The sequence below is a fragment of the Ferrovibrio sp. genome (genome assembly GCF_002796975.1).
Classification (GTDB): domain Bacteria; phylum Pseudomonadota; class Alphaproteobacteria; order Ferrovibrionales; family Ferrovibrionaceae; genus Ferrovibrio.
This window is the reverse complement of sequence record NZ_PEKV01000004.1, coordinates 357,460-379,421: the sequence shown is the minus strand read 5'-3', so window position 1 is coordinate 379,421 and position 21,962 is coordinate 357,460. Positions and strand designations below refer to the sequence as shown.

23 protein-coding genes are annotated in these 21,962 nt (G+C 61.1%); 20 read left to right on the top strand and 3 right to left on the bottom strand.

The window, feature by feature from the left end; all coding sequences use genetic code 11:
* Positions 1–6: 6 nt before the first annotated feature.
* The gene (locus CTR53_RS04530) at positions 7–1,377 is read right to left on the bottom strand and encodes a multiheme c-type cytochrome (protein ID WP_290809608.1); all 1,371 of its coding nucleotides are present in this window, start codon (positions 1,375–1,377) and stop codon (positions 7–9) included.
* Positions 1,378–1,879: 502 nt separating this feature from the next.
* A complete protein-coding gene (locus tag CTR53_RS04525) occupies positions 1,880–2,923 on the bottom strand; it encodes a TRAP transporter substrate-binding protein (RefSeq protein ID WP_290809607.1) in 1,044 nt (347 codons plus the stop codon).
* A 251-nt stretch (positions 2,924–3,174) separates the two neighbouring features.
* Here CTR53_RS04525 and CTR53_RS04520 point away from each other — a divergent pair, with 251 nt between their 5' ends.
* From CTR53_RS04520 to CTR53_RS04470, 10 genes are all read left to right on the top strand, one after another.
* A complete protein-coding gene (locus CTR53_RS04520) occupies positions 3,175–3,561 on the top strand; it encodes a cupin domain-containing protein (protein ID WP_290809606.1) in 387 nt (128 codons plus the stop codon).
* Between the two features lie 719 nt (positions 3,562–4,280).
* Positions 4,281–5,033, top strand: coding sequence for an arylmalonate decarboxylase (locus CTR53_RS04510; RefSeq protein WP_290809604.1), 753 nt, complete (start codon positions 4,281–4,283; stop codon positions 5,031–5,033).
* 23 nt (positions 5,034–5,056) lie between these two features.
* A complete protein-coding gene (locus CTR53_RS04505; RefSeq protein WP_290809603.1) occupies positions 5,057–5,761 on the top strand; it encodes a GntR family transcriptional regulator in 705 nt (234 codons plus the stop codon).
* Between the two features lie 29 nt (positions 5,762–5,790).
* On the top strand, positions 5,791–6,990 hold the full coding sequence (locus tag CTR53_RS04500; RefSeq protein WP_290809602.1) for a CaiB/BaiF CoA-transferase family protein: 1,200 nt from the start codon (positions 5,791–5,793) through the stop codon (positions 6,988–6,990).
* Between the two features lie 28 nt (positions 6,991–7,018).
* Positions 7,019–7,945 (top strand): hydroxymethylglutaryl-CoA lyase, encoded by a 927-nt coding sequence (locus CTR53_RS04495; protein ID WP_290809601.1) that lies wholly within the window; start codon positions 7,019–7,021, stop codon positions 7,943–7,945.
* Positions 7,942–8,268, top strand: a complete 327-nt coding sequence (locus CTR53_RS04490; RefSeq protein WP_290809600.1) for an NIPSNAP family protein — start codon at positions 7,942–7,944, stop codon at positions 8,266–8,268. The genes CTR53_RS04495 and CTR53_RS04490 overlap by 4 nt, the downstream gene beginning before the upstream one ends.
* Entirely contained in the window at positions 8,265–9,092 is an 828-nt protein-coding gene (locus CTR53_RS04485) for an aspartate/glutamate racemase family protein (RefSeq protein WP_290809599.1), read from the top strand. Before CTR53_RS04490 ends, CTR53_RS04485 begins: the two co-directional genes overlap by 4 nt.
* An 89-nt stretch (positions 9,093–9,181) precedes the next feature.
* Positions 9,182–9,673, top strand: coding sequence for a TRAP transporter small permease subunit (locus CTR53_RS04480; protein ID WP_290809598.1), 492 nt, complete (start codon positions 9,182–9,184; stop codon positions 9,671–9,673).
* Position 9,674: 1 nt separating this feature from the next.
* On the top strand, positions 9,675–10,964 hold the full coding sequence (locus CTR53_RS04475; protein ID WP_290809597.1) for a TRAP transporter large permease: 1,290 nt from the start codon (positions 9,675–9,677) through the stop codon (positions 10,962–10,964).
* A complete protein-coding gene (locus CTR53_RS04470; RefSeq protein WP_290809596.1) occupies positions 10,961–11,590 on the top strand; it encodes an N-carbamoylsarcosine amidohydrolase in 630 nt (209 codons plus the stop codon). Before CTR53_RS04475 ends, CTR53_RS04470 begins: the two co-directional genes overlap by 4 nt.
* Positions 11,591–11,914: 324 nt before the next feature.
* Here the strand turns inward: CTR53_RS04470 and CTR53_RS04465 are convergent, their stop codons facing one another.
* Entirely contained in the window at positions 11,915–12,784 is an 870-nt protein-coding gene (locus CTR53_RS04465; RefSeq protein WP_290809595.1) for a MurR/RpiR family transcriptional regulator, read from the bottom strand.
* Positions 12,785–12,956: 172 nt separating this feature from the next.
* Here CTR53_RS04465 and CTR53_RS04460 point away from each other — a divergent pair, with 172 nt between their 5' ends.
* The 10 genes from CTR53_RS04460 (at position 12,957) to CTR53_RS04415 (ending at position 21,962) form a co-directional block, all read left to right on the top strand.
* Entirely contained in the window at positions 12,957–14,246 is a 1,290-nt protein-coding gene (locus CTR53_RS04460) for an ABC transporter substrate-binding protein (protein WP_290809594.1), read from the top strand.
* Positions 14,247–14,330: 84 nt separating this feature from the next.
* Positions 14,331–15,251 (top strand): branched-chain amino acid ABC transporter permease, encoded by a 921-nt coding sequence (locus CTR53_RS04455; RefSeq protein ID WP_290809593.1) that lies wholly within the window; start codon positions 14,331–14,333, stop codon positions 15,249–15,251.
* A 5-nt stretch (positions 15,252–15,256) separates the two neighbouring features.
* Positions 15,257–16,273, top strand: coding sequence for a branched-chain amino acid ABC transporter permease (locus tag CTR53_RS04450; RefSeq protein ID WP_290809592.1), 1,017 nt, complete (start codon positions 15,257–15,259; stop codon positions 16,271–16,273).
* Positions 16,273–17,016 carry an ABC transporter ATP-binding protein gene (locus CTR53_RS04445; protein WP_290809591.1) on the top strand — a complete coding sequence of 248 codons (744 nt, stop codon included), beginning with the start codon at positions 16,273–16,275 and terminating at the stop codon, positions 17,014–17,016. The genes CTR53_RS04450 and CTR53_RS04445 overlap by 1 nt, the downstream gene beginning before the upstream one ends.
* Entirely contained in the window at positions 17,016–17,711 is a 696-nt protein-coding gene (locus tag CTR53_RS04440) for an ABC transporter ATP-binding protein (RefSeq protein ID WP_290809590.1), read from the top strand. Before CTR53_RS04445 ends, CTR53_RS04440 begins: the two co-directional genes overlap by 1 nt.
* A 3-nt stretch (positions 17,712–17,714) precedes the next feature.
* Positions 17,715–18,338: an ATP-binding cassette domain-containing protein gene (locus tag CTR53_RS04435; RefSeq protein WP_290809589.1), complete on the top strand. Its 624-nt coding sequence runs from the start codon at positions 17,715–17,717 to the stop codon at positions 18,336–18,338.
* Positions 18,335–18,652: a cupin domain-containing protein gene (locus tag CTR53_RS04430; RefSeq protein WP_290809588.1), complete on the top strand. Its 318-nt coding sequence runs from the start codon at positions 18,335–18,337 to the stop codon at positions 18,650–18,652. Before CTR53_RS04435 ends, CTR53_RS04430 begins: the two co-directional genes overlap by 4 nt.
* Positions 18,645–19,652, top strand: coding sequence for a Gfo/Idh/MocA family oxidoreductase (locus tag CTR53_RS04425; RefSeq protein WP_290809587.1), 1,008 nt, complete (start codon positions 18,645–18,647; stop codon positions 19,650–19,652). The genes CTR53_RS04430 and CTR53_RS04425 overlap by 8 nt, the downstream gene beginning before the upstream one ends.
* Positions 19,649–20,470, top strand: a complete 822-nt coding sequence (locus CTR53_RS04420; protein WP_290809586.1) for an SDR family NAD(P)-dependent oxidoreductase — start codon at positions 19,649–19,651, stop codon at positions 20,468–20,470. The genes CTR53_RS04425 and CTR53_RS04420 overlap by 4 nt, the downstream gene beginning before the upstream one ends.
* A gap of 52 nt (positions 20,471–20,522) precedes the next feature.
* Complete coding sequence (locus CTR53_RS04415) at positions 20,523–21,962, top strand: NAD-dependent succinate-semialdehyde dehydrogenase (protein ID WP_290809585.1); 1,440 nt, start codon at positions 20,523–20,525, stop codon at positions 21,960–21,962.

The following is a 21,962-nucleotide window of genomic DNA, read 5'->3' as shown; positions in this document are numbered from 1 at the left end:
GCCTTCTCAGAGAATGGGAAGCGACTTTTTCAGTTCCTGGATGGCCGAATCGAAAGCGGCAATGCTGTATCGGGCATCGTTCTCGACGCACTTGTAGACGCGTTCGAGCGCCGTTGCGGCCTTCTGATGTTGCGCGTCAGTGACCAGGTTCTGCTGACGCAGATGCGCCAGCATCGAGCCGAACGCCATCGTTACCTGTTCGGCGGTCTCGAAACTCCGGTACCCTGGTTTGCTGGCCAAGGCGAACAGGCGATCAAGCAACTGCTGCACCTGAGCCTTGCTGGGCTCCTGTTGCAGACGCGGTAGAGCACGGTTCACATCGGACCGGAGAGCACGTGCTGCTCCGGCCTGGTTTGAAGTTTGGCTGGCGGTCACTTCATGGAGACGCCCCAGATTCCGGGAGAGCTGGCTTGCCAGATCAGCATCCATGACCTCGGTGGCGATTTGCAGCAGCACCAGGCTGATATCCTGCAGGCGTGGCATACCTGGCGGCACGCTACCGTCCACAGCCCGTTCGAATTTCCGCTCTGTCATCGAGTGGTGGCAGGAATGACAATTGTAGAATACCAGTTCCGGGAACAGTCCTGGTTTATTGCGGCGCGAATCGCTCAGGCCATCCAGGAAGGTCGCAGCGGCAAGGGCCTGGCCAATCATCCATGTCTTGGCTGGACTGGAGACCTGCTTGCGCTTCCTGTAGTCGGCATCGACGCGGAAGTGTGCTGGCTGCGCGGAGGTGAAGGTGTCCAGTTCGAAGCGAAGGCGCGGGTGCCCGGCGCCCATGATGCGATGATCCAGCCAGCGTTCCGAGTTGCCCATATGGCAACTTAGGCAGCGTTCGCCACGGGCAACCGGATCGTCCATCGGGTACATGCCGCTGGCGACATTCTGAGCGTGGCTGCTGGCACCGGAAACATGCAGGCCTAACCACTGCTGCGCTCCACCGTGGCAAGTCTCGCAACTGACGCCGTCGGCGATCGAGAAGGCGCGTCCTCGTTGAGCCAACGGGACATTGTCTGCATGACAGTTCAGGCAGGCGGGCGCTTCGTGGGCATTGGGCAGCCCGAGGTTGCGGGCAATCTGCTTTGCCTGATCGGAAAGCAGGGTCTTGTAGGCATTAGCGTGTGGATCCTGCTTGATCCAGATCAGAAACTCGTTCTGCTGAATGGGCGAGTTGCGCCAGGGCTGGGCCGCCCCATGGCAGACCGAACTGCCGCAGGTTGTCGCGCCCAGATGCCCGGCTGCAGACGCGCCTGTGGTATCAGCCGCAGTCGCTGGGGCTGAACCAAATGAAATCAAGAAGGCAATTGCAACGATGGTTGCAAGCCAAGCCTTAGCGCCACACAGCCACCTCACGGTGAAGCCGGAACGCAATAACATACCCCCGCTCACAACGACGCCCCCCTCGCATCGCAATTCCAGATTGATCGTGAACGGACGCTAATAAAAACACAAGTGCGTTTTGTGATTGACGGTGTTGTTTCGGCAACTAAGCGAGGGGAGTTTGCCAGGCCCGCGGCGTCAGGCCTCGCGTAGACTAGTCTTCAGGCGCAAGTCATCCAAAGCTTCATGCGCTTGATACCTATGATGGCGGCGACGGGAAGCCAGAAGCTGTGAGAACCGGCGCTGCAGTCTTTAAGTATCGCCTCTACGCTCCTTATCGCTAAAGATGATGCGTAATTCTGAGTATGAATAGAATTTAGACTCAGTCGATTTGTCGAGTTTGGTACTGGTGAGGAGACGTTTGGGCCGTGGTCATTCTGGCCGAGATGGGTTCACTGTACCGAATGGCTAAAAGAGGACAGATCCTCGTCTGACGTATAAAAAAGCCCCTGCAAGAGCGTTGTCGCTCTTGCAGGGGCTTTGCTTAGGGAGCTCAGACTTAGTTTGCGGCAGCCGTCAGGTTGACCAACTTCCCCACGCTGTTGTTCCACGCCGTGGCGCACTGCGCGCCACACCGCTTCGCCCAGGCCGGCAGAACCGCCTTCACCATGGCTTCGCGCCGCAGTGCCTCGTCTTCTGCCGTGGGCGTGATCAGCTTCATGCTGCCCGTCTTGCCTTCGCTGCACTCTTTGCCGGTGTTGCAGTCAATGCCGAGCTGATGCTCCTTGTCGTTCAGCGCCCAGATATCATCCTCAAGCTTCTTGATATTGGTAGTGAGGAAGGACTGGACCTTGGGGTCGAGGCCATCCCACTTCTTCTTGTTCATGGTGAAGGCGATGCTGCCCCAGGTGATCGGCAGCGAATACACCGCCTTGGCGCCTTCGCCCCATTTCAGCTGATAGGCGCCGAGCGTGCCGACGATGCCGCAATCGATCACCCCGGTGACCAACGCCTGCTGCGTTTCGCCGATCGGCATCGGTACGCCAGAGCCACCGAAATACGAGACGAAATCAGCCTGCGTCGCGCTTGAGGTGCGGACCTTGCGGCCCTTCAGGCCGGCCAGGCCGCTGATCGGCTCGCGGCAGAACAGAACCTGAGCCTGATACGACCAGACGCCCAGCATCTTGAGGCCAAGTTCCTTGTCGTAATGTTCGGCCAGCACCGGGCGGAATGTGTCCGACACTTTGCGGAACAGCTCGTAGGACGGGCTCAGGCCCGCCAGATCAATGCCTTCGTTGATCGGCACGTCGCCGGCCATATGACCCAGGAACGGCGTGCTGCCATCGGCCACGTCACGCTGCACGAGGCGCAGCACCTCGGGGCCTTTCAGTCCGATTTCGTTGAAGGGTTTGAAATCGACCTTGATCTGGCCGCCGGACAGCTGCGGCACTTTCTCGGTCCAGAAGGGGCGTTCCAGCAGCTTGCTCTGCGTGGTGACGCTCAGGCCACCGATCAGCTTCAGTTGCGTGGCCGGCAGTTGCTGGGCCAAAGCGGGACTCGACAATGCGGCCGTCATAGCCAGGCCGATCAGCAGGTTTCGCATATCCTCTCCTCCATGGTTTAGCGCTCCTGAATCATCGTATACAATCTGAAGCGTGGCCGGCAATCGGAATCCGCTGGTCTGCATGTGCGCGCCTCCGGATTACAAGCATATTTAAGTGTAAACTATTGATTTTGAATAATGTTATTTTGAATAAACATTGGTCGGCAGATTTTCCGGCCGGTCCGTCATTAAGGTGATTGCGCCATTTATTGGATACCAGTATACAATCCTCATCAGCACAGGAGGGAAGCATGACTGCTGCCGACCGTCATTTGGACAAAACGAACCGCTATTTCGTGCGCTCAGCCGACGTGGCGCCCGAGCACATCACCTCTGTGGAAGGCGTGCTGGAGCAGGGCCATCTCGAAGTGCGCAAGATGATGGTGGGAGACGAGATTTTGCTGCTCGAAGTGCAGCGCGGCAAAGGCCTGATCGACCCGGTTCACAAGCACATGGACCATGAATCGATGGGCTATCTCATCAAGGGCCGCCTCAAGCTGGTGATCGGCGGCCAGGAATTCATTGCGGAAGCCGGATCGTCCTGGATGCATCCGGTCGGCGTCGAGCATTACAGCGAGGCGCTCGAAGACTGCCTGCAGATCGAGATCAAGTCGCCGCCGCGCAAGACCTGGAAGTAAGTCCGCCGTTACGCCCGATCCAGCCGGAGTAAATTGATCATGGCATCGTCTGCGACCTGGAAGAAACTCGAAGAAGCCCCCCTGACCGCCGAAAGCCTGCAGGCGGTGCTGAACAATGAGATTCCGGCACTCCGGATTCCGAATTTCGCCACCTCCGAGGAATGCGATGCTTTTGCCGACGCAGTGGAAGCGGTGGGCTACAAATTCTACAGCGTGGCGCGCAAGATCGGTTACATCGGCCTTGCCCAGTATGAATATCGCTGGGATCGCCCCAAGAGCGATTATTTCCGCGATGCCANNGGCCGCTACTATGCCGGCATCGCGCGTGTCGCCGGCGAAGGCGTCGACCTGCATGCCGACTGGGCGCCGCTGAATTCGCCGACCTACGATATCTCGCGCATCGACGGGCAGCTGGGCTGGAATTTCTACGCCCAGGAACTGGTCAGCGGCGGTGAGACGACGGTGCATAACGCGCCCTGGAGCCCGGACTGCGCGCCCGGCGAAATCCCCAAGAGCTACGGGCTCGATGCCGCAATCGTCGAAGGCGCGCCGAAATACACCTTCACGCCCAACAAGGGCGATGTCGTGATCTTCAACACGCGAAATCCCCACGAGATTGCCGGCGGCGTCGGCGGACCGGGACGGAACCGGATATCCATCGGTTCCTTCATCGGCCGGATGCCGAATCGCGACCTCGTCCTGTGGTCGTGAGGCAGATCATGAACAACAGTACCGACAGTCTTGGCTGGCGAGCGAAATTCGGCGTTCTGGTGCCATCGACCAACACCAGCGTGCAGCCGGAATTCGACGGCATGCGGGTTCCCGGCGTCACCAACCATATCAGCCGCATCGCCATCCCGAACATCGCCCTCAACAACGACGACGATTTCAACCGCCTGATCGAGCTGATCGCGGCGGCACAGATCCAGGCCGTCGATTCCGTAATGTCCTGCGAACCGGACCGGATCGTGCTGGGCATTTCGGCGGAGACCTTCTGGGACGGCTATGCCGCCTCGCTGCGGCTGAAGGCCGAGCTGGAGCAGCACACGAAACTGCCGGTGTCGATGGGATCGGATGCCTGCCGCCGTGCGCTGGACCTTTTCAATGCGAAGACCATTGCGGTGATTACGCCCTACCAGCCGGTGGGCGACCGCAATGTCGTGCGCTTCTTCGAGGAATACGGCTACAAGGTGGCCCGCATCGTCGGCTTGAAATGCGAGAGCCCAGTCAAGATCGCCCATGTCAGTGAGGCGCGGCTGAAAGAGGCGATTCTGGAGGTCAACCAGCCCGACGTGGATGCCATCATCCAGGTCGGTACCAACCTGGCGATGGCCCGGCTGGCGGGAATCGCGGAAACCTGGCTGTCGAAGCCGGTTATCGCCATCAATACTGCGATATACTGGGATGCATTGCGTGCCAGTGGAATCGAAGACCGGATCGAAGGCTGGGGCAGCCTGCTGTCACGCTACTAGGGGTGAAGCGGAAGGAATGACGCATGTTCCGACAGGGCGCGCCGCGCATGGCTAGCAGTGCAGTCGAGAAGGCCTATTCGGAAATCCGCGCGCGGATCATCAGTGGCGTGCTGCCGCAGGGCGCCCGGCTGATCGAGGAAGACCTGGCGGTCGATGTCGGGGTCAGCCGCACGCCGGTGCGCGAAGCGGTCCGCCGTCTGGCCCAGGAAGGCATGGTGGAGCTGACTCCCAATATCGGGGCCGTGGTCGCGAAGTGGTCGGTGGACGATCTGGTTCAGTTGTTTGATCTACGCGCGACGCTGGAAAGTTCGGTCGCAGCCCTTGCCGCCGAGCGGATCAGCGATGCCACGGTGGCGACGCTACGCACCTTGGCTAGAACCATGGAAGTGACGCTCAACGAAGGCGGCAGTCAATTCCTCGAGCGCATCGCCCAGCTGAACGACAATTTTCACAAGTCCATTCTCGCCGCGGCCGACAGCCCGCGCCTCAGCCGTCTGATGGGCCAACTGGTCGAACTGCCGATCGTGCTGCGGACCTTCAACTGCTATTCGGAAGATCAGCTGCGGCGCAGCCTGGGCCACCATATCGAACTGGTCGCGGCTTTTGAGGCGCGCGATCCAGCCTGGGCCGAAGCGGTGATGAAGGCGCATGTGCTGTCTGCCAAGCATGCCCTGGTAGCCGCGCAGCGGAAGCGCGAAGACCAGCCGCCGCTGGCAGCGAATGCCTGATGATTTTCAACCTGTGCGTTGAGTGACAAATGAAGCCGCTTTCAGATCTGATCGTTCTCGATTTCACACATATGCTCTCCGGGCCTTACGGCACCATGCTGCTGGCCGATCTGGGAGCGCAGACCATCAAGATCGAGCCTCCGGGCACCGGTGAGGGCACGCGCAAGCTGCTGGCCCGCGACCCGGAGAATTCCCGCGATGGCATGGGCGCCTATTTCCTGACGTTGGCGCGCAACAAGCGCAGCGTCTGCATCGACATGAAGTCGGAAGAGGGGCGGGCGGTGTTTTATCGCCTCGTCCGCAATGCTGATGTGATCGTGGAGAATTTCAGCCCCGGCGTCGCCAAGCGTATCGGCATCGACTACGAAACCGTGTCCGCCATCAATCCGCGCATCATCACCTGTTCGATCAGCGGTTTCGGCAATGACGGCCCCGGCAAGAACCGACCGGCTTTCGACATGGTCGCGCAGGGTATGGGCGGCGGCATGTCGCTGACCGGCGAAGCCGACGGTCGTCCGCTACGCGCCGGCATACCGATCGGCGATCTGGGCGGCGGCTTGCTGGGCGCCATCGGAATTCTGTCGGCCGTGCATGCCCGCGCGACCACCGGCCGCGGCCAGCATGTCGATATCTCGATGCTCGATGCCCAGATTTCGATGCTGAACTACATGGCGACCATGTATCTCCTGTCGGGCAAGAGCCCGGGCCGCGCTGGCAACGGGCATTTCGTCCATGTGCCCTACGACACCTATCGCACGGCCAGCCGCGACCTGATCATCGCTGTGATCACTGACAATTTCTGGACCGCGCTGGTCGACATGTTGGGCGATCCGGATCTCGCCGATCCGAAATTTGCCGGCCAGCCCGCCCGCCTGGCCGACAAGGATTTCATCAACGGCCGGCTACAGGAACATTTCATGCGGCATCCCTGCGAACACTGGCTCACCCTGCTGGAGCAGCGCCGCATCCCCTGTGCGCCGGTCAACGACCTGTCGCATGCGCTCAACGACGAGCAGGTGCGCGCCCGCAACATGGTGGTTTCGGTCGCGCTCGGTTCGGGCAAGGTTGTCGAAATGCCCGGCAACCCGGTGAAGATGAGCGACTATGCGGAAGAGTCCTATAGCTCGCCGCCGACGCTAGGTGCGGATACCGATGACGTGATGCAGACGCTTGGCGGCATGTCGTCGGCCGAAATCGCCGCGCTGCGCCAGCAGGGTGTGATTGCCTGACCCGCGGCGAGGCGATGGAGAAGCGGACATGCAGAATCGGGTAATCATCAACGAAGTTGGTCTGCGCGATGGCCTGCAGAACCATCCGAAGCGCCTCTCCGTAAAGGAGAAGCAGACGCTTTATCTGGCGCTGCGCAAGGCGGGCGTCGCGGATTTCGAGCTGACCAGCTTTGTCAGCCCCAAGGCCGTGCCTGCCATGGCGGATGCCGCGGAGCTGGTGGCCGCCATTCCGGCCGACCCGGCGGTGCATATCACGGCGCTGGTGCCGAACCGGCGCGGCTATGCCCGCGCTCGTGAAGCGGAAATGAAGGGAGTCGCCGTGGTGCTGTCCGCCACCGAAACCCTGAACCAGAAGAATATCGGCATGTCGCTGCAGACGGCGACCGATGAATGCATTGCCGTCATTCTCGCGGCGAAGCAGGACGGCATCTTCTGCCGCGCCTATATCGCCGCCGCCTGCGCCTGCCCCTATGAAGGGCGCACCGATCAGGCCGTCGTGCTGCATCTGGCGCAGAAAATGGTCGATGCCGGTGCGGACGAGATCGCGTTGGCCGATACGATCGGCGCCGGCAACCCGGCCCAGGTCGAGCGCCTGTTCGGCGCCGCGGTTGAGCAGTTCGGCGCGTCGCGGCTGGCCGCTCATTTTCACGACACCCGCGCCATGGGCCTCGCGCTCAGCTGGGTGGCGCTGAAATCCGGTGTCCGGAAATTCGACGCTTCTATCGGCGGGCTGGGTGGCTGCCCCTTCGCACCGGGCGCCTCGGGCAATCTGGCGACCGAAGATCTTGCGTTGATGCTGGAGCAAAGCGGTTACGAGACCGGGCTCTCGCTCGCGGGACTGGTCGATGCGGCGGCGCTGGCGCGTGAGATGCTTGGCGGTCAGGTCGGCGGTCGGGTTCTGCCCTGGTACAGCTCAGACCGGGCGCGCAAGGAGCGCGAGCGGGGCGCCGCATGATCGTCGAGATGCGTACCTACACGATCAGGGTCGGCGGCATGCCGGCTTTCCTGCGCCATTACGAACAGGAAGCCCTGCCTATCATCCGGCCGATCCTCGGCAACCTGCTGGGCTATTTCACCACGGATATCGGTGAGCTGAATCAGGTCGTCCATCTCTGGGGCTATGCCGATATGCTGGATCGCGCAACCCGGCGCGCCACGCTGAATGCGAATGCAGACTGGATCGCCTTCACGCCGAAGATATTGCCGCTGATCGAGCGCATGCAGAATCAGATTCTGCAGCCCACGGCATTCAGTCCAATCGGTAAGGGAGCAGCATGATGAGGATCGGACTGGTCGGCACCGCATTCCGGCGCGACAACCCCACCGCCATTCCGGCGGAACTGAAATCCGTGCTGGCAGCGGGCACCGACATCCGCATCTATCCGCCGCGCCTCGGCATGTTCCCGAACAATCCGCTTGATCTGGCGATTCAGGAGATCGGCTATCTGGATGCCGGCATTGCCGCGGCGCAGGATGGCTGCGACGCCGTCGTGCTCAACTCTGTTGGCGATTACGGCGTTGCCGCCCTGAAATCGGCGACGCGCAAGGCCGTGGTCGGCGCCGGCGATTGCGGCTTGCGGGTTGCTGCCTCCCTCGGGCGGCCTTTCAGTATCGTCACCATCTGGCCGGCCACCACCGCATTTCTCTACCGCAAGCTGCTCGTCGAATCCGGAATGACGGCGGAATGCCGCGATGTCCTGCATGTCGGAACCGACAGCGAGCAGTCGGCCCTGGGCAGCGAGGGCGATTATGTCGCCCGCATGCAGAAGGGCGATACCGACCTGCTGGGCCGCATCGTGAAGAGCTGCCGCGCGACGATCGACCGGGGCGCGGCAGCGATCCTGCTGGGCTGCACCTGCATGTCGCCCATCGCCGACAAGATCCAGGCCGCGCTGGATGTGCCCGTCGTTAACCCGCTGACAACGGCGGTGAAGCAGGCGGAATTGTTGGTGTCGCTCGGCCTGCGCCAGAGCAGCGTGAATTTTGCCGCCGCCAACCCGCAGCACGGAGGCGTGATCTCCGGCATGGCGGCGGCCGGTGCGGCACTGGCCGGGGCGGCAGACTGTGACTACTGCGTCGTTGGCGAAAGCGAGATGGCATGAACGGCCCTGAAGATATGATTGCAAAGCCCACGATGCTGATGCGAATCAGCATCTGGATGGCTCGCCTGGGCGGCGCTCTCATATTTCTGATGGCCTTTCCCATCACCATTGACGTGGTGACCCGCAAAATCTTCAGCATCTCCTTTCTGGAGAGCTACGAGATCAGCACATATATTTTTGCTATCGCCGTGCCGCTCGGCTTCGGCTATGCGCTGTTCGCCGGCGCGCATATCCGCATCGACGTGGTCTTTGCTCGTCTGAAGGGCGGTTCGCGAGCCGCGCTCGATATTCTCGGCCTGCTGCTGCTGACCGGCGTGGTCTGCGTGTTTTCCTGGCAAGCTCTCCGCACCGCCTATGAAAGCTTCAAAATGGGCGCGCGCTCGAACAGCACGCTTGGAACACCACTGGCCCTGCCGCAGTCGCTCTGGGCCGCGGGTCTCGCGCTGTTTGCGCTCATATGTCTGGTCGTCACCATCCGCGTGATCATCCTCGCCGCGCGCCGGCGCTACGACGCGGCCGAAGCCCTCACCAACGGTAAACAGATCGCGCCGCTGGAAGTGCGCACGGAGAGCGAGACCTGACATGCTGATCTCCGTTGCACTCTTCGTTCTCTTCCTGCTGGTCATCGCCGGTGTTCCCGTCGCCGCAATCCTGGGCGTCGTCGCGCTAGTAATTTCGGAATTCTTCGCTTTCTTCCCGCTGACGGCGGCGGTCGGCGAGGTCTCCTGGTCGGCTAGTTCGGAATTCACCCTGCTCGCCGTCCCCATGTTCATTCTGATGGGCGAAGTCCTGACCAAGTCGGGTATGACCGATCGCATGTATACGGCGCTGGATGCATGGTTCAATCGCCTGCCCGGCGGCGTCATGCATACCAACATCGCGGCGGCCACGATGTTTGCCGCTACCTCCGGCTCCAGTGTCGCCACGGCCGCCACCATCGGTACCGTGTCGCTGTCGAATATCGAACGCTACGGCTATAACCCGCGCCTTTTCCTCGGCAGCCTGGCGGCCGGCGGCACGCTTGGCATCCTGATCCCGCCCAGCATCAACATGGTGCTGTACGGCATGCTGGCGAATACCTCGGTCACCGACCTCTATATGGCCAGCTTCATTCCGGGCTTGGTGCTGGCTGGCATGTTCTCGCTGGCGATTTTCCTGGCCTGCGTGATCAAGCCGTCCTGGAGCGGACGCGTCCAGCGCTACACTTGGCAGGAGCGCATCCTGGGCCTGCGGCATCTGCTGCCGCCGCTGCTGCTGTTCCTCATCGTTGTCGGCACCATCTACGGGGGCATCGCCACGCCCAGCGAGGCGGCGGCCATGGGCGTGATTGCCGCCCTGGTGATCTCGCTGGCCGGTCGCGGCCTTACGGTCACCCGACTGATCGCTGCCTTCGAAGGCACGATGCGGACCACATGCATGATCATGCTGATCATCCTGACCGCCATGTTCCTAAATTTCTGTCTTGGCAGCCTTGGTGTGACAGACTCGGTGCTTGGCCTGGTGAAGGGCCTGGAGCTTGGGAAATACGAACTGCTTGCGATTCTGGTGGCAATTTATCTGGTGTTGGGCTGCTTCATGGACCCGATCTCCATGATGGTATCCACGGCACCCATTGTGATTCCACTGGTGGTCGCCGTCGGCTTCGACCCGGTCTGGTTCGGCGTGGTATTCATGATTCTCAGCGAGGCTGCGATGATCACGCCGCCCATCGGGGTCAATCTGTTCGTCGTGCAGTCGCTACGGAAATCCGGAGAGTTCCGTGATGTCGTGATCGGCAGTCTGCCGTTCCTGACCATGATATTGGCATTCATTCTGGTCATCACCATCTGGCCTAAAATCGTGCTTTGGCTTCCGGGGGTACTGGCGAAATGACGTCCGACGCATTGGAAAGCAACTACAAGAATGTCTTCGATGGCGCGAGCGGCTTCGGAAAGCGGCCGGCGATTCTGGTCATCGATTTTGTCCGCGCCTATACCACGCAGGGGTCGCCGCTCTATGCGCCCGCCGTCATCGACGCTGTGCGGGAAACCACCGGCCTGCTCAGGGCGGCGCGTCGCGCGAAGCTGCCGATCATTTTCACCCGCGTCGAATATCACCCCTCTGGCATCGACGGTGGCATCTTCGTGCGCAAGGTGCCGGCGCTTCGGATGCTGATTGCGGGGCAGCCGATGGGTGAACTGCATCCCGACCTGCAGGTGCAGCCGGACGAACTGGTTCTGGTGAAGAACTATGCCAGTGCTTTCTTTGGCACCACGCTGGCGGCGACGCTGACGGCGCAGGGCGTCGATACGGTGGTGATTACCGGCTGCTCGACCAGCGGCTGCGTGCGCGCCAGTGCGGTGGATGCCATGCAGCATGGATTCCGCGTGGTCTTGCCACGCGAATGCGTCGGCGACAGGCACCCGGCGCCGCATGAGGCCAATCTGTTCGACATCAATGCCAAATACGGCGATGTTTTGCCGTTAGCGGCGGTGCTGCAGTTGATCAATCAGATGTGATTCTGCCTGCGCGATCGCGAGCGGTGCATGGGGAGCGTAGCGGTTCTTCTCAGGGTTCGGATGGGTTCAGGCTCAGTGGTTGTACTTCCTTTGGGGCAGCAAAAATTATCGGGCGGCCTGCCGATTTAGGAACAAGCTGCATTGGGTATGGCCCCAGTATCCCGTGGCTGAAATTCCTTGCCGCGAATACTTCCCAAGCAAATAGCTCTTGCGAGCTTTTCTTTGGCGAGGCGACGATTTGGGCCAAGCCTAACGAGGCCTCAGCGATTTTTTGTCGAGTGGCTGGCGAAACGGCGACGGCCTCGGCCTGATTGTTAGTAGAGTTTAGCCAGATTTAGGGACCCAGTTCAGCGCGGTAATAAGGGTTTGCATCAGGCCAATGGCACCGGAAATGGGTTGGAATGCAGAAGCGGCACCGGCATCCACGTATAGTGACAGGTGAGCGTTCTTCGCGAGCGGACTGTCCGGGCCATCCGTGATGACGAGAACTCTGCGACCGCTCACATAAGCATCGAGCACGATGTCAACGACGGGCCGCGAATAGGGCGGGAAGGCGATCGCGACCAGAACATCGTCCGGGGCAATGGTCGCAATCTGTGGCCCCGCCATCCCACCAGCAAAATCCAACAGGCTGCTGGCGCGTTCCGAACGCGTCAGCGCATAGGCGAGATAGGCAGCGATCGGGCGTGAGCGGCGCAGGCCGGCGATATAGACATGCCGCGCATCCCGCAGCATTTCCACGGCCCTGGCGAGATTCGCCGTATCGCAATTTTTCAGCAAGTCGTTCAGCGCGGCGACATGGGCGGTGACACAGGTCTTCAGCAGATCGCCAATATTCGGCGGTGCCGGTCGCGCTGTTTCCTCCGAATAGACCCGCTCCCGCACTGTCGGTTCGCCCTCGATCAGGCGCTGCCGAAATACCCGCTGCAAATCCGAAAAACCGGAATAGCCGAATTCCTTGGCAAAGCGGATTAGGGTGGAGGGCTGGATTTCCAGGTCGGCGGCAATTTTGGCCGTGGTGTTCAGGGCGAAGCCGTTGGGCTCTTCCAGCGAGGCACGGGCAATACGCTGCAGATGCGGGCTCAAGCGGGCAAAACGATCCCGGATTCGCTGTCGGAGACCATCAAAGGTCTCTGAATCGGCAATGATCCGGGCGGGAGCCGGTGAACTGTTGTTGGTCGCGGAATCGCTCATGTCTTTGTGTTTACAACTTTTTCTCGGGCGACGTCATTATAGAAAAAAGAATATTCTCTCAAATAGAATAAATATTCATTGACTGTGATTGAATTTATATTCAACCTTCCCGAAACGGCATTCAATTGGATGCCGATAGGCCCGACAAGAGTGCCACCTGGGAGGAAAGACCATGTCTCAATCGAAAATCAGTCGCCGTCGTTTACTGACGTCTGCCGCCGCCGCGGCAGGCGGTGTGGGTTTCATGGGGCCGTGGGCGCATAACCGCGTCTATGCCCAGGCAACGGCTAAGCCGATCAAGATCGGCATCACGTCCGATGCCAGCGGTCAGTATGCCAATTCGGGCGCCGAGGACCGACGCGGCATGATGATGGCCATCGCCGAAGCCAACGCCAAAGGTGGCGTGCTCGGCCGCAAGATCGAAACTTTCCACCTTGATACCGAGACCACGCCGGCGACCGGTAGCCGCGTCGCCGAACGCATGATCACGCGCGAGAATTGCGGCTTCCTGATCGGCGCTATTCATTCCGGTGTCGCCAATGCCATCAGCCAGGTGGCCCAGAAATATGGCGTCATCTACCTGAACACGAATTCAAGCGCGCCGTCCGAAGCGGGCCAGAACTGCCACCGCGTTAAATTCGTCTGGGACGCCAACGGCTCCAATTTCTCCAAGGCGGCGGTGAAAGCAGCGGTCGAGAAATTTGGCAAAAAGTGGGTGCTGTTGACCAACGATTATGTCTGGGGGCATTCCACCGCAGCGGCCACCAAAAACTTGCTCAGGAATTATGGCGGGCAGATGGTGGAGGAAATCCTGGTGCCGCAGGGTACACGCGATTTCTCATCGCAACTGCTGAAAATCCAGCAGATCAATCCAGGCGTGGTGTCGGCCGCGATTGGCGGGGACGACCTGAAAGCGATGCGCCAGCAGATCGCCCAGTTGAAAATGGGCGACAAGCCGGCCTGGATCAACAACCAGCAGGACTGGGCCGATGTGTATGGCTTGCCGCTGGACAACCTCTTCGGCGTGTTCGGTACCACCTGGTATTACAATCTCGACCTGCCAGGTGTTTCTGATTTCGTGAAGCGGTACCAGGCCATGTATCCCGATACCTATATGAAAGTGCCGGGCAACGTCTTCTATAACGGCTACTGGGCGACGCGCGAATTGTTCGCCGCCATCGAGCGCGCGGGTTCAACCAACAACATCAAGGTGATCAAGCAGCTTGAGAATCTAAAGGTCTCGGCACGCGACCGCATGCAGCACCATGACGCTTGGATGGATCCCAACACACATCAGATGCAGCAGACGATCTATCTGGCGACTGCGAATGTCGGCACAAAGGATCCGGACGACATGTTCAAGATTCTCGGAAACAGTGCACCGAAGGATGTGATGGACGTCGACTCCGCGCCGGCCTGCAAGCTGGAAACCTATGAGGCAACGTCGACTTTCGACGCATAAAGCCTCCAGATGATGCGGGGACGTTACCGCACCGTTACCCGCATCATCTGAATGCCTGTTTTTGCCGTTAACAACGTGCTGCACATGACCAGTCTTGTTCCTCATATCGTCAATGGCCTGACTCTTGGTCTGTTGTTCGCCCTGATCGCCCTGGGCTTCACTCTCATTGTCGGAGTGATGGAGGTGATCAATCTGGCACATGGCTCTCTGTTTACACTGGGTGCCTATCTGGCCATGTCCACCATCGGCGCCAGCTGGTTTGCCGGGACGCCGTTCGGCATCTGGTGGCTCGAATTCCCGCTGAACGTCCGTTATTTCCTCGGGCTTGCGCTGGGGCCCGTACTGGCCGGTGCGGTTGGCATGCTGCTCGAACTCTGTCTGCGTCCCACCTATGGCAAGGCGCCGCTCTACGGCCTGTTGCTCACCTTCGGTGCGGCCATCGTGGTGGAAGAGGCTATCCGTCTTGTCTGGGGCACTGGCGAGCAAAGTATGCCTGTGCCGCAGATGATCAGTGGGGCCTTCCTGATGGGTGGGTTGATCTTCTCGACCTATAAATTCTACGCCGCAGGCTTTGCCATCGTTGCCATCCTGATGGTCTGGCTGTTCCTGGAACGCACACCATACGGTGCGATCATCAAGGCCGGTGCGCATGACAGCGAAATGGTGCGTGCGCTCGGCTACGACCTCGGCCGTCTGCGGTTGCTGGTCTTCGGTTTCGGCTCCGCGCTGGCAGGCATCGCCGGCATGGTCATGGCTCCGATCTGGGGTCTGCGTCCGCATCTCGGCATCGATGTCGTGATACCGGCGTTCCTGATTATCGTGATCGGCGGCGTCGGAAGTTTCTGGGGTGCGGTCGCGGCCGCCATCCTGGTCGGTCTGGCCACCGGCATCACCGGCGCCTATGCGCCCGCCTGGTCGCTGATGTCGATGTATATCCTGCTGATCGCGATCGTCGGTTTTCGTGCACGCGGCCTTCTGGGACGCAGAAGCGCGCTGGAGAACTGAATGCCATGATCACGTTGTCCGATATCCCGGCCCGCAGCCAAATGCCGCTCACGCTGCCCATGGGCATCTTCGTTGTTGTCATGGCAACTGCGCCGTTTTGGCTCGCGCGCGTTGGCCTCTATCAGTATCTCGGCGTCGAGATCGCCATCTGGGTCCTGTTCGCCATGGGATTCAACCTGCTGTTCGGCTATACCGGCCTGCATTCCTTCGGCCATGGTGCCTATCTCGGGATCGGTGCTTATGCCTTCGGTCTGTTCCAGCATCATGCGGCTATCAGTCTTTGGGGCGGTCTGTTCGCGGCCATTGCAGCGGCGTCTGTTGCCGGCGCCGTCGTCGGTGCTTTCCTGTCACACCGGCGCGGCATCTATTACGCGTTGCTGACCATCGGCTTTGGCCAGGTCTTCTGGTTCTCAGCGATGAAACTGCACTGGCTGACCGGCGGTGAAGACGGCCTGCTGAATATTCCCCGTCCGGACCTGGTAATCGGTCCCTGGCGTTTCGACCTGAACGACAATGCCGTTTTTTATTGGTTCGTTGCCGCCATCACGATAGCAGCCGTGCTGCTGATGTGGCGCGTTGTGAATGCTCCGGTTGGCCGCGTGCTGCAGGCGATCCGGCAGAATGAGACGCGCGCGCGTTTCGTCGGTTACGACGTCTGGCGCTGGAAATGGCTGGCCTTCACGATCTCGGCGGCCTTTGCCGGCCTTGCCGGCGGGCTATTCTCCATGGCGCAGCAGAGTGCCTATCCGGATGTGATGAGCCTGCACCAGTCCGGCATCATTGTGATGATGGTGCTGGTCGGTGGCGGTCTGGTGAGTTTCTGGGGCCCGGTACTGGGGGTTGTCCTCTATTTCGTTGCCCGCGATGTGCTGGGTGGCCTGACCGAAGCCTGGCTGCTCTGGTATGGCCTGCTCTTCGTCATCATGGTGATGGTGCGGCCGGAAGGCATGGCCGGCCTGCTGCACGTACTGCTTCGGCGCACGTCCGGGCAAGTCTCCACCGTCAAGCCGGAAAAAGCGTGATGGCACTCTTCGAGGCCAGGGGCATCCAGAAGCGGTTCGGCGCCCGCGTCGTGCTGGAGAATATTTCGCTAGCCATCGAGGCCGGCACGGTCCACGGCATCATGGGGCCGAATGGTGCCGGCAAGACCACCTGTTTTCATGTGCTGACCGGCCATCATCCACCGGACGCCGGCAGCATTCTCTTCGATGGCAATGATATCACCGGGCTGAAGCCGCATGTGATTGCGCGGATGGGAGTGTCCAGATCGTTCCAGATGATGAATCTGTTCGACGATGCAGTAGTGATCGAGAATGTGATGCTCGCTTTGCCGGCTTTCCGCGCCGTCAGCGGCAGTCCGTTGCGGGAAACCTTCGGCGATCGGCACCTGGTCGATCTGGCCCTTACAGTGCTCGATCAGGTCGGCCTTGCTGGCCGGGCCTGGGAAAAGGCCAAAGACCTGAGCTACGGCGACCGCCGCGCACTCGAGATCGCCGTCGCGCTGGCAGCCGAACCCCGCATCCTGTTTCTGGATGAACCCACGGCGGGTCTTGGCGCCCAGGCGACGCAGAATCTGATACGACTGATCCAGAAGCTGCGCCAGCACTACACCATCTGTGTCATCGAACATGACATGCGGTTCCTCTTCGAACTCGCCGATACCATATCGGTGGTGCATTGGGGCCAGGTCATTGTCGAGGGCACACCGGCGGGGCTCAAGGCCAACAAATGGGTCGCACGGTCGGCTCTGGGCGAGGTGGCCTGATGCTCAGTATCTCCGGCATCGAAACCTTCTATGGTGAGACCCAAGCGCTGTTCGGTGTCTCGCTCGATGTGGCGCCGGGCGAGGTTGTCGCGCTGCTTGGCCCCAATGGTGCGGGCAAGACCACTACCATCCGTTCCATTCTCGGCCTGTCGCCGCCGCGCAGCGGCCATATCCGTTTCGACGACCATGACATCACGCAGATGCCGACGCATCGTATCTCGCGGCTGGGGATTTCCTGGGTGCCGGACGACCGCCGGGTGTTCCCGACGCTGACCGGTGCCCGCAACCTGCGCCTCGGCACCCGCAGGACCCGGTTCCGCGCCTGGTGCCAGGACGAGATGTTCGGGATCTTCTCGGCGCTTGAGCATCTGATGCGGCGGGAATGCGAGAACATGTCTGGTGGCGAATTGCAGATGGTGGCCATCTCGCGCGCACTGCTGGGATCGCCCGGGTTGGTGTTGTTCGATGAGCCGAGCCAAGGGCTTGCGCCCAATATCGTGCAGGGCGTGATGCGCACGATCCGTCGCCTGCGGGATGAAGGGATTTCCGTGCTCGTGGTTGAGCAGAATGCATTGGCGGCGCTAGAGGTGTCAGATCGCGCCTATGTGATGGATCGCGGTCGCATCGCATATGAGGGTCGTGCGCAGGAGCTGCTGGAGAATCCGGTGCTGCGTCGCCGGATGATCGGAGTGTGAGCGATGGCGGCGATGCTTGAAGTGACTGCGCTGGAAAAGGTCTACACCAAGGGTGTTCTGAACCGGACTCCGACTTTCCGCCTGACCGCCGATTTCGGGATCGAACGACCGGCCGTGGTCGGCATGATGGGGCCGAATGGCTCGGGCAAGACCACCCTGTTCGAACTGATCACCGGTTCGAATGCGCCGACCTCGGGCGAGGTGAAGGTGCTGGGCCGCAATATCCATCGCGTGCGCACCGATCAGCGCGACCGCCTCGCCATCCATTATCACCAGTCCTACCAGGTGCGGCATTTCCGTTCCTGGATGCCGAATGCCATGATGCAGCCGGCCGGATCGGATTACCCCATGGTGCATCTGTTTGACGAGCCGCAGTTCAACACGCAGGACGGTTATATCGGCTTCATGCTCGATTTCTTCCGCCGCCTGCGCGCAGAAGGGCGGTTGGTGTTTCTCTGCGTTCATCCGAACGAGAAGTTTCATCTCGAAATCCTGCAAGAAATCTGCGAGCAGTTCATTTTTGTGCAGAAGGGCGTCGTGACGTCGATCCCCGATTTCGACGCCCTGATGGCATTCGAGCCGGCGCGCAGCTATCTCGGCGGCCTGCTGGCGGATCGCGCGGCATGAGCCTGTTCCAGCCCAGTCTCTACGCCGTGCCGGTTTCGACCGACGCCGTGAAAGCGGATTTTCCCGGCTTTACCTTCGATACCTATCGGGATCCGCCTGGGCAGGTCTGGGCTGATTTCGTACATGCCCATGACGAGTTCGTCGTCGTGGCGGCAGGACAGGTGGAAATCGAGGTCGGCGGCGCGCGCGCCTTGTGCCGTCCTGGCGATCTGGTGCGCATTCCCGCCGGTATGCGGCACACGCTGCGCACCGGCCCGGATGCGGGCAGCACCTGGCATTACGGCTATGGCTGGTTCGAGGTGCGCCATGGCTGAGGGCAAGCTGCGCGTTGCGCTGATCGGATGTGGGCTCATCAGCCTGTATCATCTCCGTGCATGGATGGCAGCCGGGGTGGACATCGTGGCGGTCTGCGATACCGACCGCGCCAAGGCAGAGGCGCGGGCCAAGGAATTCGGTGTCTCGCGAATCTATACCCAGGCCACCGACATGTTTTCCCATGGCGGCTTTGACGCCGTCGATATCGCGGCTTCGGTAGGCGCGCATGCGCCGATGACGCGGCTGGCCGCCAGCTTCGGCGTTCATGTCATGCTGCAGAAGCCGATGTGTCCCACGGTCGCCGAAGCAAAGTCGCTGGTTGCCGAGATCGGTGAGCGCGTCCGTTTCATGGTGCATGAGAATTACCGCTTTCGCCCGCATTATATGACGGTGCGGCGCTGGGTGGATGAAGGCCGCATCGGCAGGATCCGGCATGCCGCGATTTCCTGCCGCGGATCTGGGCTGTGCGAGCGCGACGGTACCGTGCCTTTCCTGATCGAACGGCAACCGTACCTGAAGTGGTTTCCCCGCAATCTCGTATTCGAGACGATGATCCATCATCTCGATGTGTTGCGCTGCCTGGTCGGGCCGCTACGCGTGGTGTCGGCCCGCCTGGGCCGTCTGGCGCAGGGCCTGCCCGGCGAGGATACCGCCGCCATTCTCATGGAAGGCGAAGACGGGCTGATCGCCACGGCCGATGGCAGCCTCTGCGCGCCCGGCTATCCGCAGTTGCATGGCGACCGTCTTGAACTGATTGGCACGCGCGGCACCATTGTCATGGAACTGAACCGTATATTTCTGGTCGGCCAGGAAGCCGAAACGGTCGAGGCCGTCGATCTGCTCGGCCGCTACCAGGAATGTTTCGATATTGCCATCCGCGCATTCATCGCCGGCATCCGCGATGGCACCCCGTTTGAAACCGACAGGCTCGACAATCTGGAGACACTGGAACTGATGGAGAGCGTCTACCGAGCCGCTGGAGTGGAGGTGCATCCATGAACATCCAGCCCGAAAGTCTTACGCCGCAGATCGAGCTGGAGCGCATTGACAGCCTGTTCAGCATTCGGGATCTGCGTGTATTCATTCCCGGCGGCTATGGTGCAATTGGCGAAGCCATTTCGGTCGCCATGGCACGGCTGGGGGCAACGGTCTGTATCGCCGGCCCCAACCTGTCGAAGGCGGAAAGTCTGGCTGGCCGCATTGTGGACACTGGTGGCGCGGCGCATGGTCTGGCGCTCGATGCCCGCAAGGAACAGTCGATTTCCGCTGCGGTGGAGCGAGCCATACAGTATATGGGCGGCGTCGATGTACTGGTGAACTGCGTTGGTATCCAGCGAGAGCAGACCATCCTCGAAGTGACTCCGGAAGCCTTCGACGAGGTCTACGCCACCAATATGCGCTCCGCCATGTTCCTGGGTCAGGCGGTCGCACGGGACCAGATCCGGCGCGGTCGGGGCGGTCGTCAGATTCATCTGCTGTCCGTCCGTTCGCAGCTCGCTTTGCGGGGCAGGGGCTATTCGGCCTACTGCGCCACCAAGGGCGCGCTGGTCATGCTGGTGAAGCAGCATGCCATGGAACTCGCATCCCACAACATCACCGTCAACGGTGTGGCGCCTACTTTCATTCAGTCGGACAGAATCCGTCCGCATCTGGATCGGCCGGCCTTCAAGAATTTCATTCTTGAGCGCAATCCGCTGGGCCGTATCGGCGAACCCATCGAAGTGGTTGGCCAGATCATCACCTTCGCCTCGGCGGCCGGCAGCTATATGACCGGGCAGGTCGTCTACATCGATGGCGGCGTCACTGCGTCGCAGTGACCGGTCCGGTCGTCGTCTTTTTCTCAAACTCAACGTCCAAAGGAAACCAGCCATGTCGGTTGACCAACCCCTCGCGCTGATCGGCGGCGAATTTCGCAAGGAAACCCGGAGTCCGTCGCTGCCGGTTGTGGATCCCTGCACGGAAGAGGTTCTCTGGCTGCAGCCGGCCTGCGGTCCTGCCGAGGCGGCCGAGGCACTGGGCCATGCGAGCAAGGCACTGGCGACCTGGTCGGCGGTGCACGGCTGGGAGCGCGGCAAGGTACTGCGGCGCATTGCACGCGAGATGGAAGCGCGTCGTCCGGCCATTGCCAGGGCGCTGTCGCTTGAGATCGGCCGCCCGATTTCGCAATCCGAAGGTGAGGTGAATGCCGCCATCGAGCAATTCGACTGGTTTGCCGGCGAGGCCGAGCGCCTGTTTGGTGAAACCATCCGTTCGCGTCAGGGCGGCCGTCTGATCGTCACGCCGGAGCCCGTCGGTATCGTCGCAGCTTTCTCGGCCTGGAATTTCCCGGTCAACCTGCCGGTACGCAAGATCGCGCCGGCATTGGCTGCTGGCTGTCCGGTGATCGTGCGGCCGTCGGAACAGGTGCCGATGACGACGACATTGATCGCGCAGGCCTGTGTGGCCGCCGGTGTACCGGCTGGCGTGGTACAGGTTCTGACCGGTCGGGCCAATGACATCGTGCCAAGCCTGATGGCGGCCGAAGAGGTGCGTAAAATCTCGCTGACCGGTTCCACGCAGGTCGGTAAGATGCTGCTGGCGCAGGCTGCGGAAACCGTGAAGCGCTGTTCGATGGAGTTGGGTGGTCATTCGCCTGTCGTTATCTGCGCCGATGCGGATGTCGATGCGGCGGCTGTGCAATGCGCCACCTTCAAGTTCCGCAATGCGGGTCAGGTCTGCATCGCGCCGAACCGCTTCTATGTCGAGGAAAGCGTGGCAGAGCGGTTCGTCGATCGCATGGTGGCCGAAGCACGCGCCCTGAAGCTGGGCGACAGCCGCGATCCCACCACCACGATGGGACCGCTCACCCTGGCCTCGGGCCGCAACAAGGTCGAGGGTCTGATCGCCGATGCCGTGCAACGGGGCGCGAAGATTCGTGCTGGCGGCCGGCGGCCCGATGGACGCAACAAGGGCTTCTTCCTCGAGCCGACGGTGCTCTCCGACGTGTCGGATGATGCCCGCATCATGATCGAAGAGCCTTTCGGTCCGGTGGCCCCTGTCGCGACCTTCCATAGTCTCGATGACGCCATCGCGCGCGCCAACAGCACGCCCTATGGCCTGGCGGCTTATGCCTTTACCGGCAGTTCCTCGAAGGCCGAGAAACTATCGGCCGGCTTGCGTGCCGGTATGGTCGGCATCAACTCTTTCCTGGTGGCACATGCAGAAGCGCCCTTCGGCGGCATCGGCCATTCCGGCATGGGACGCGAGGGTGGGCGTCAGGCGATTCAGGATTATCAGAATATCAAGCTCACCAACATGACCTGGGCCTGA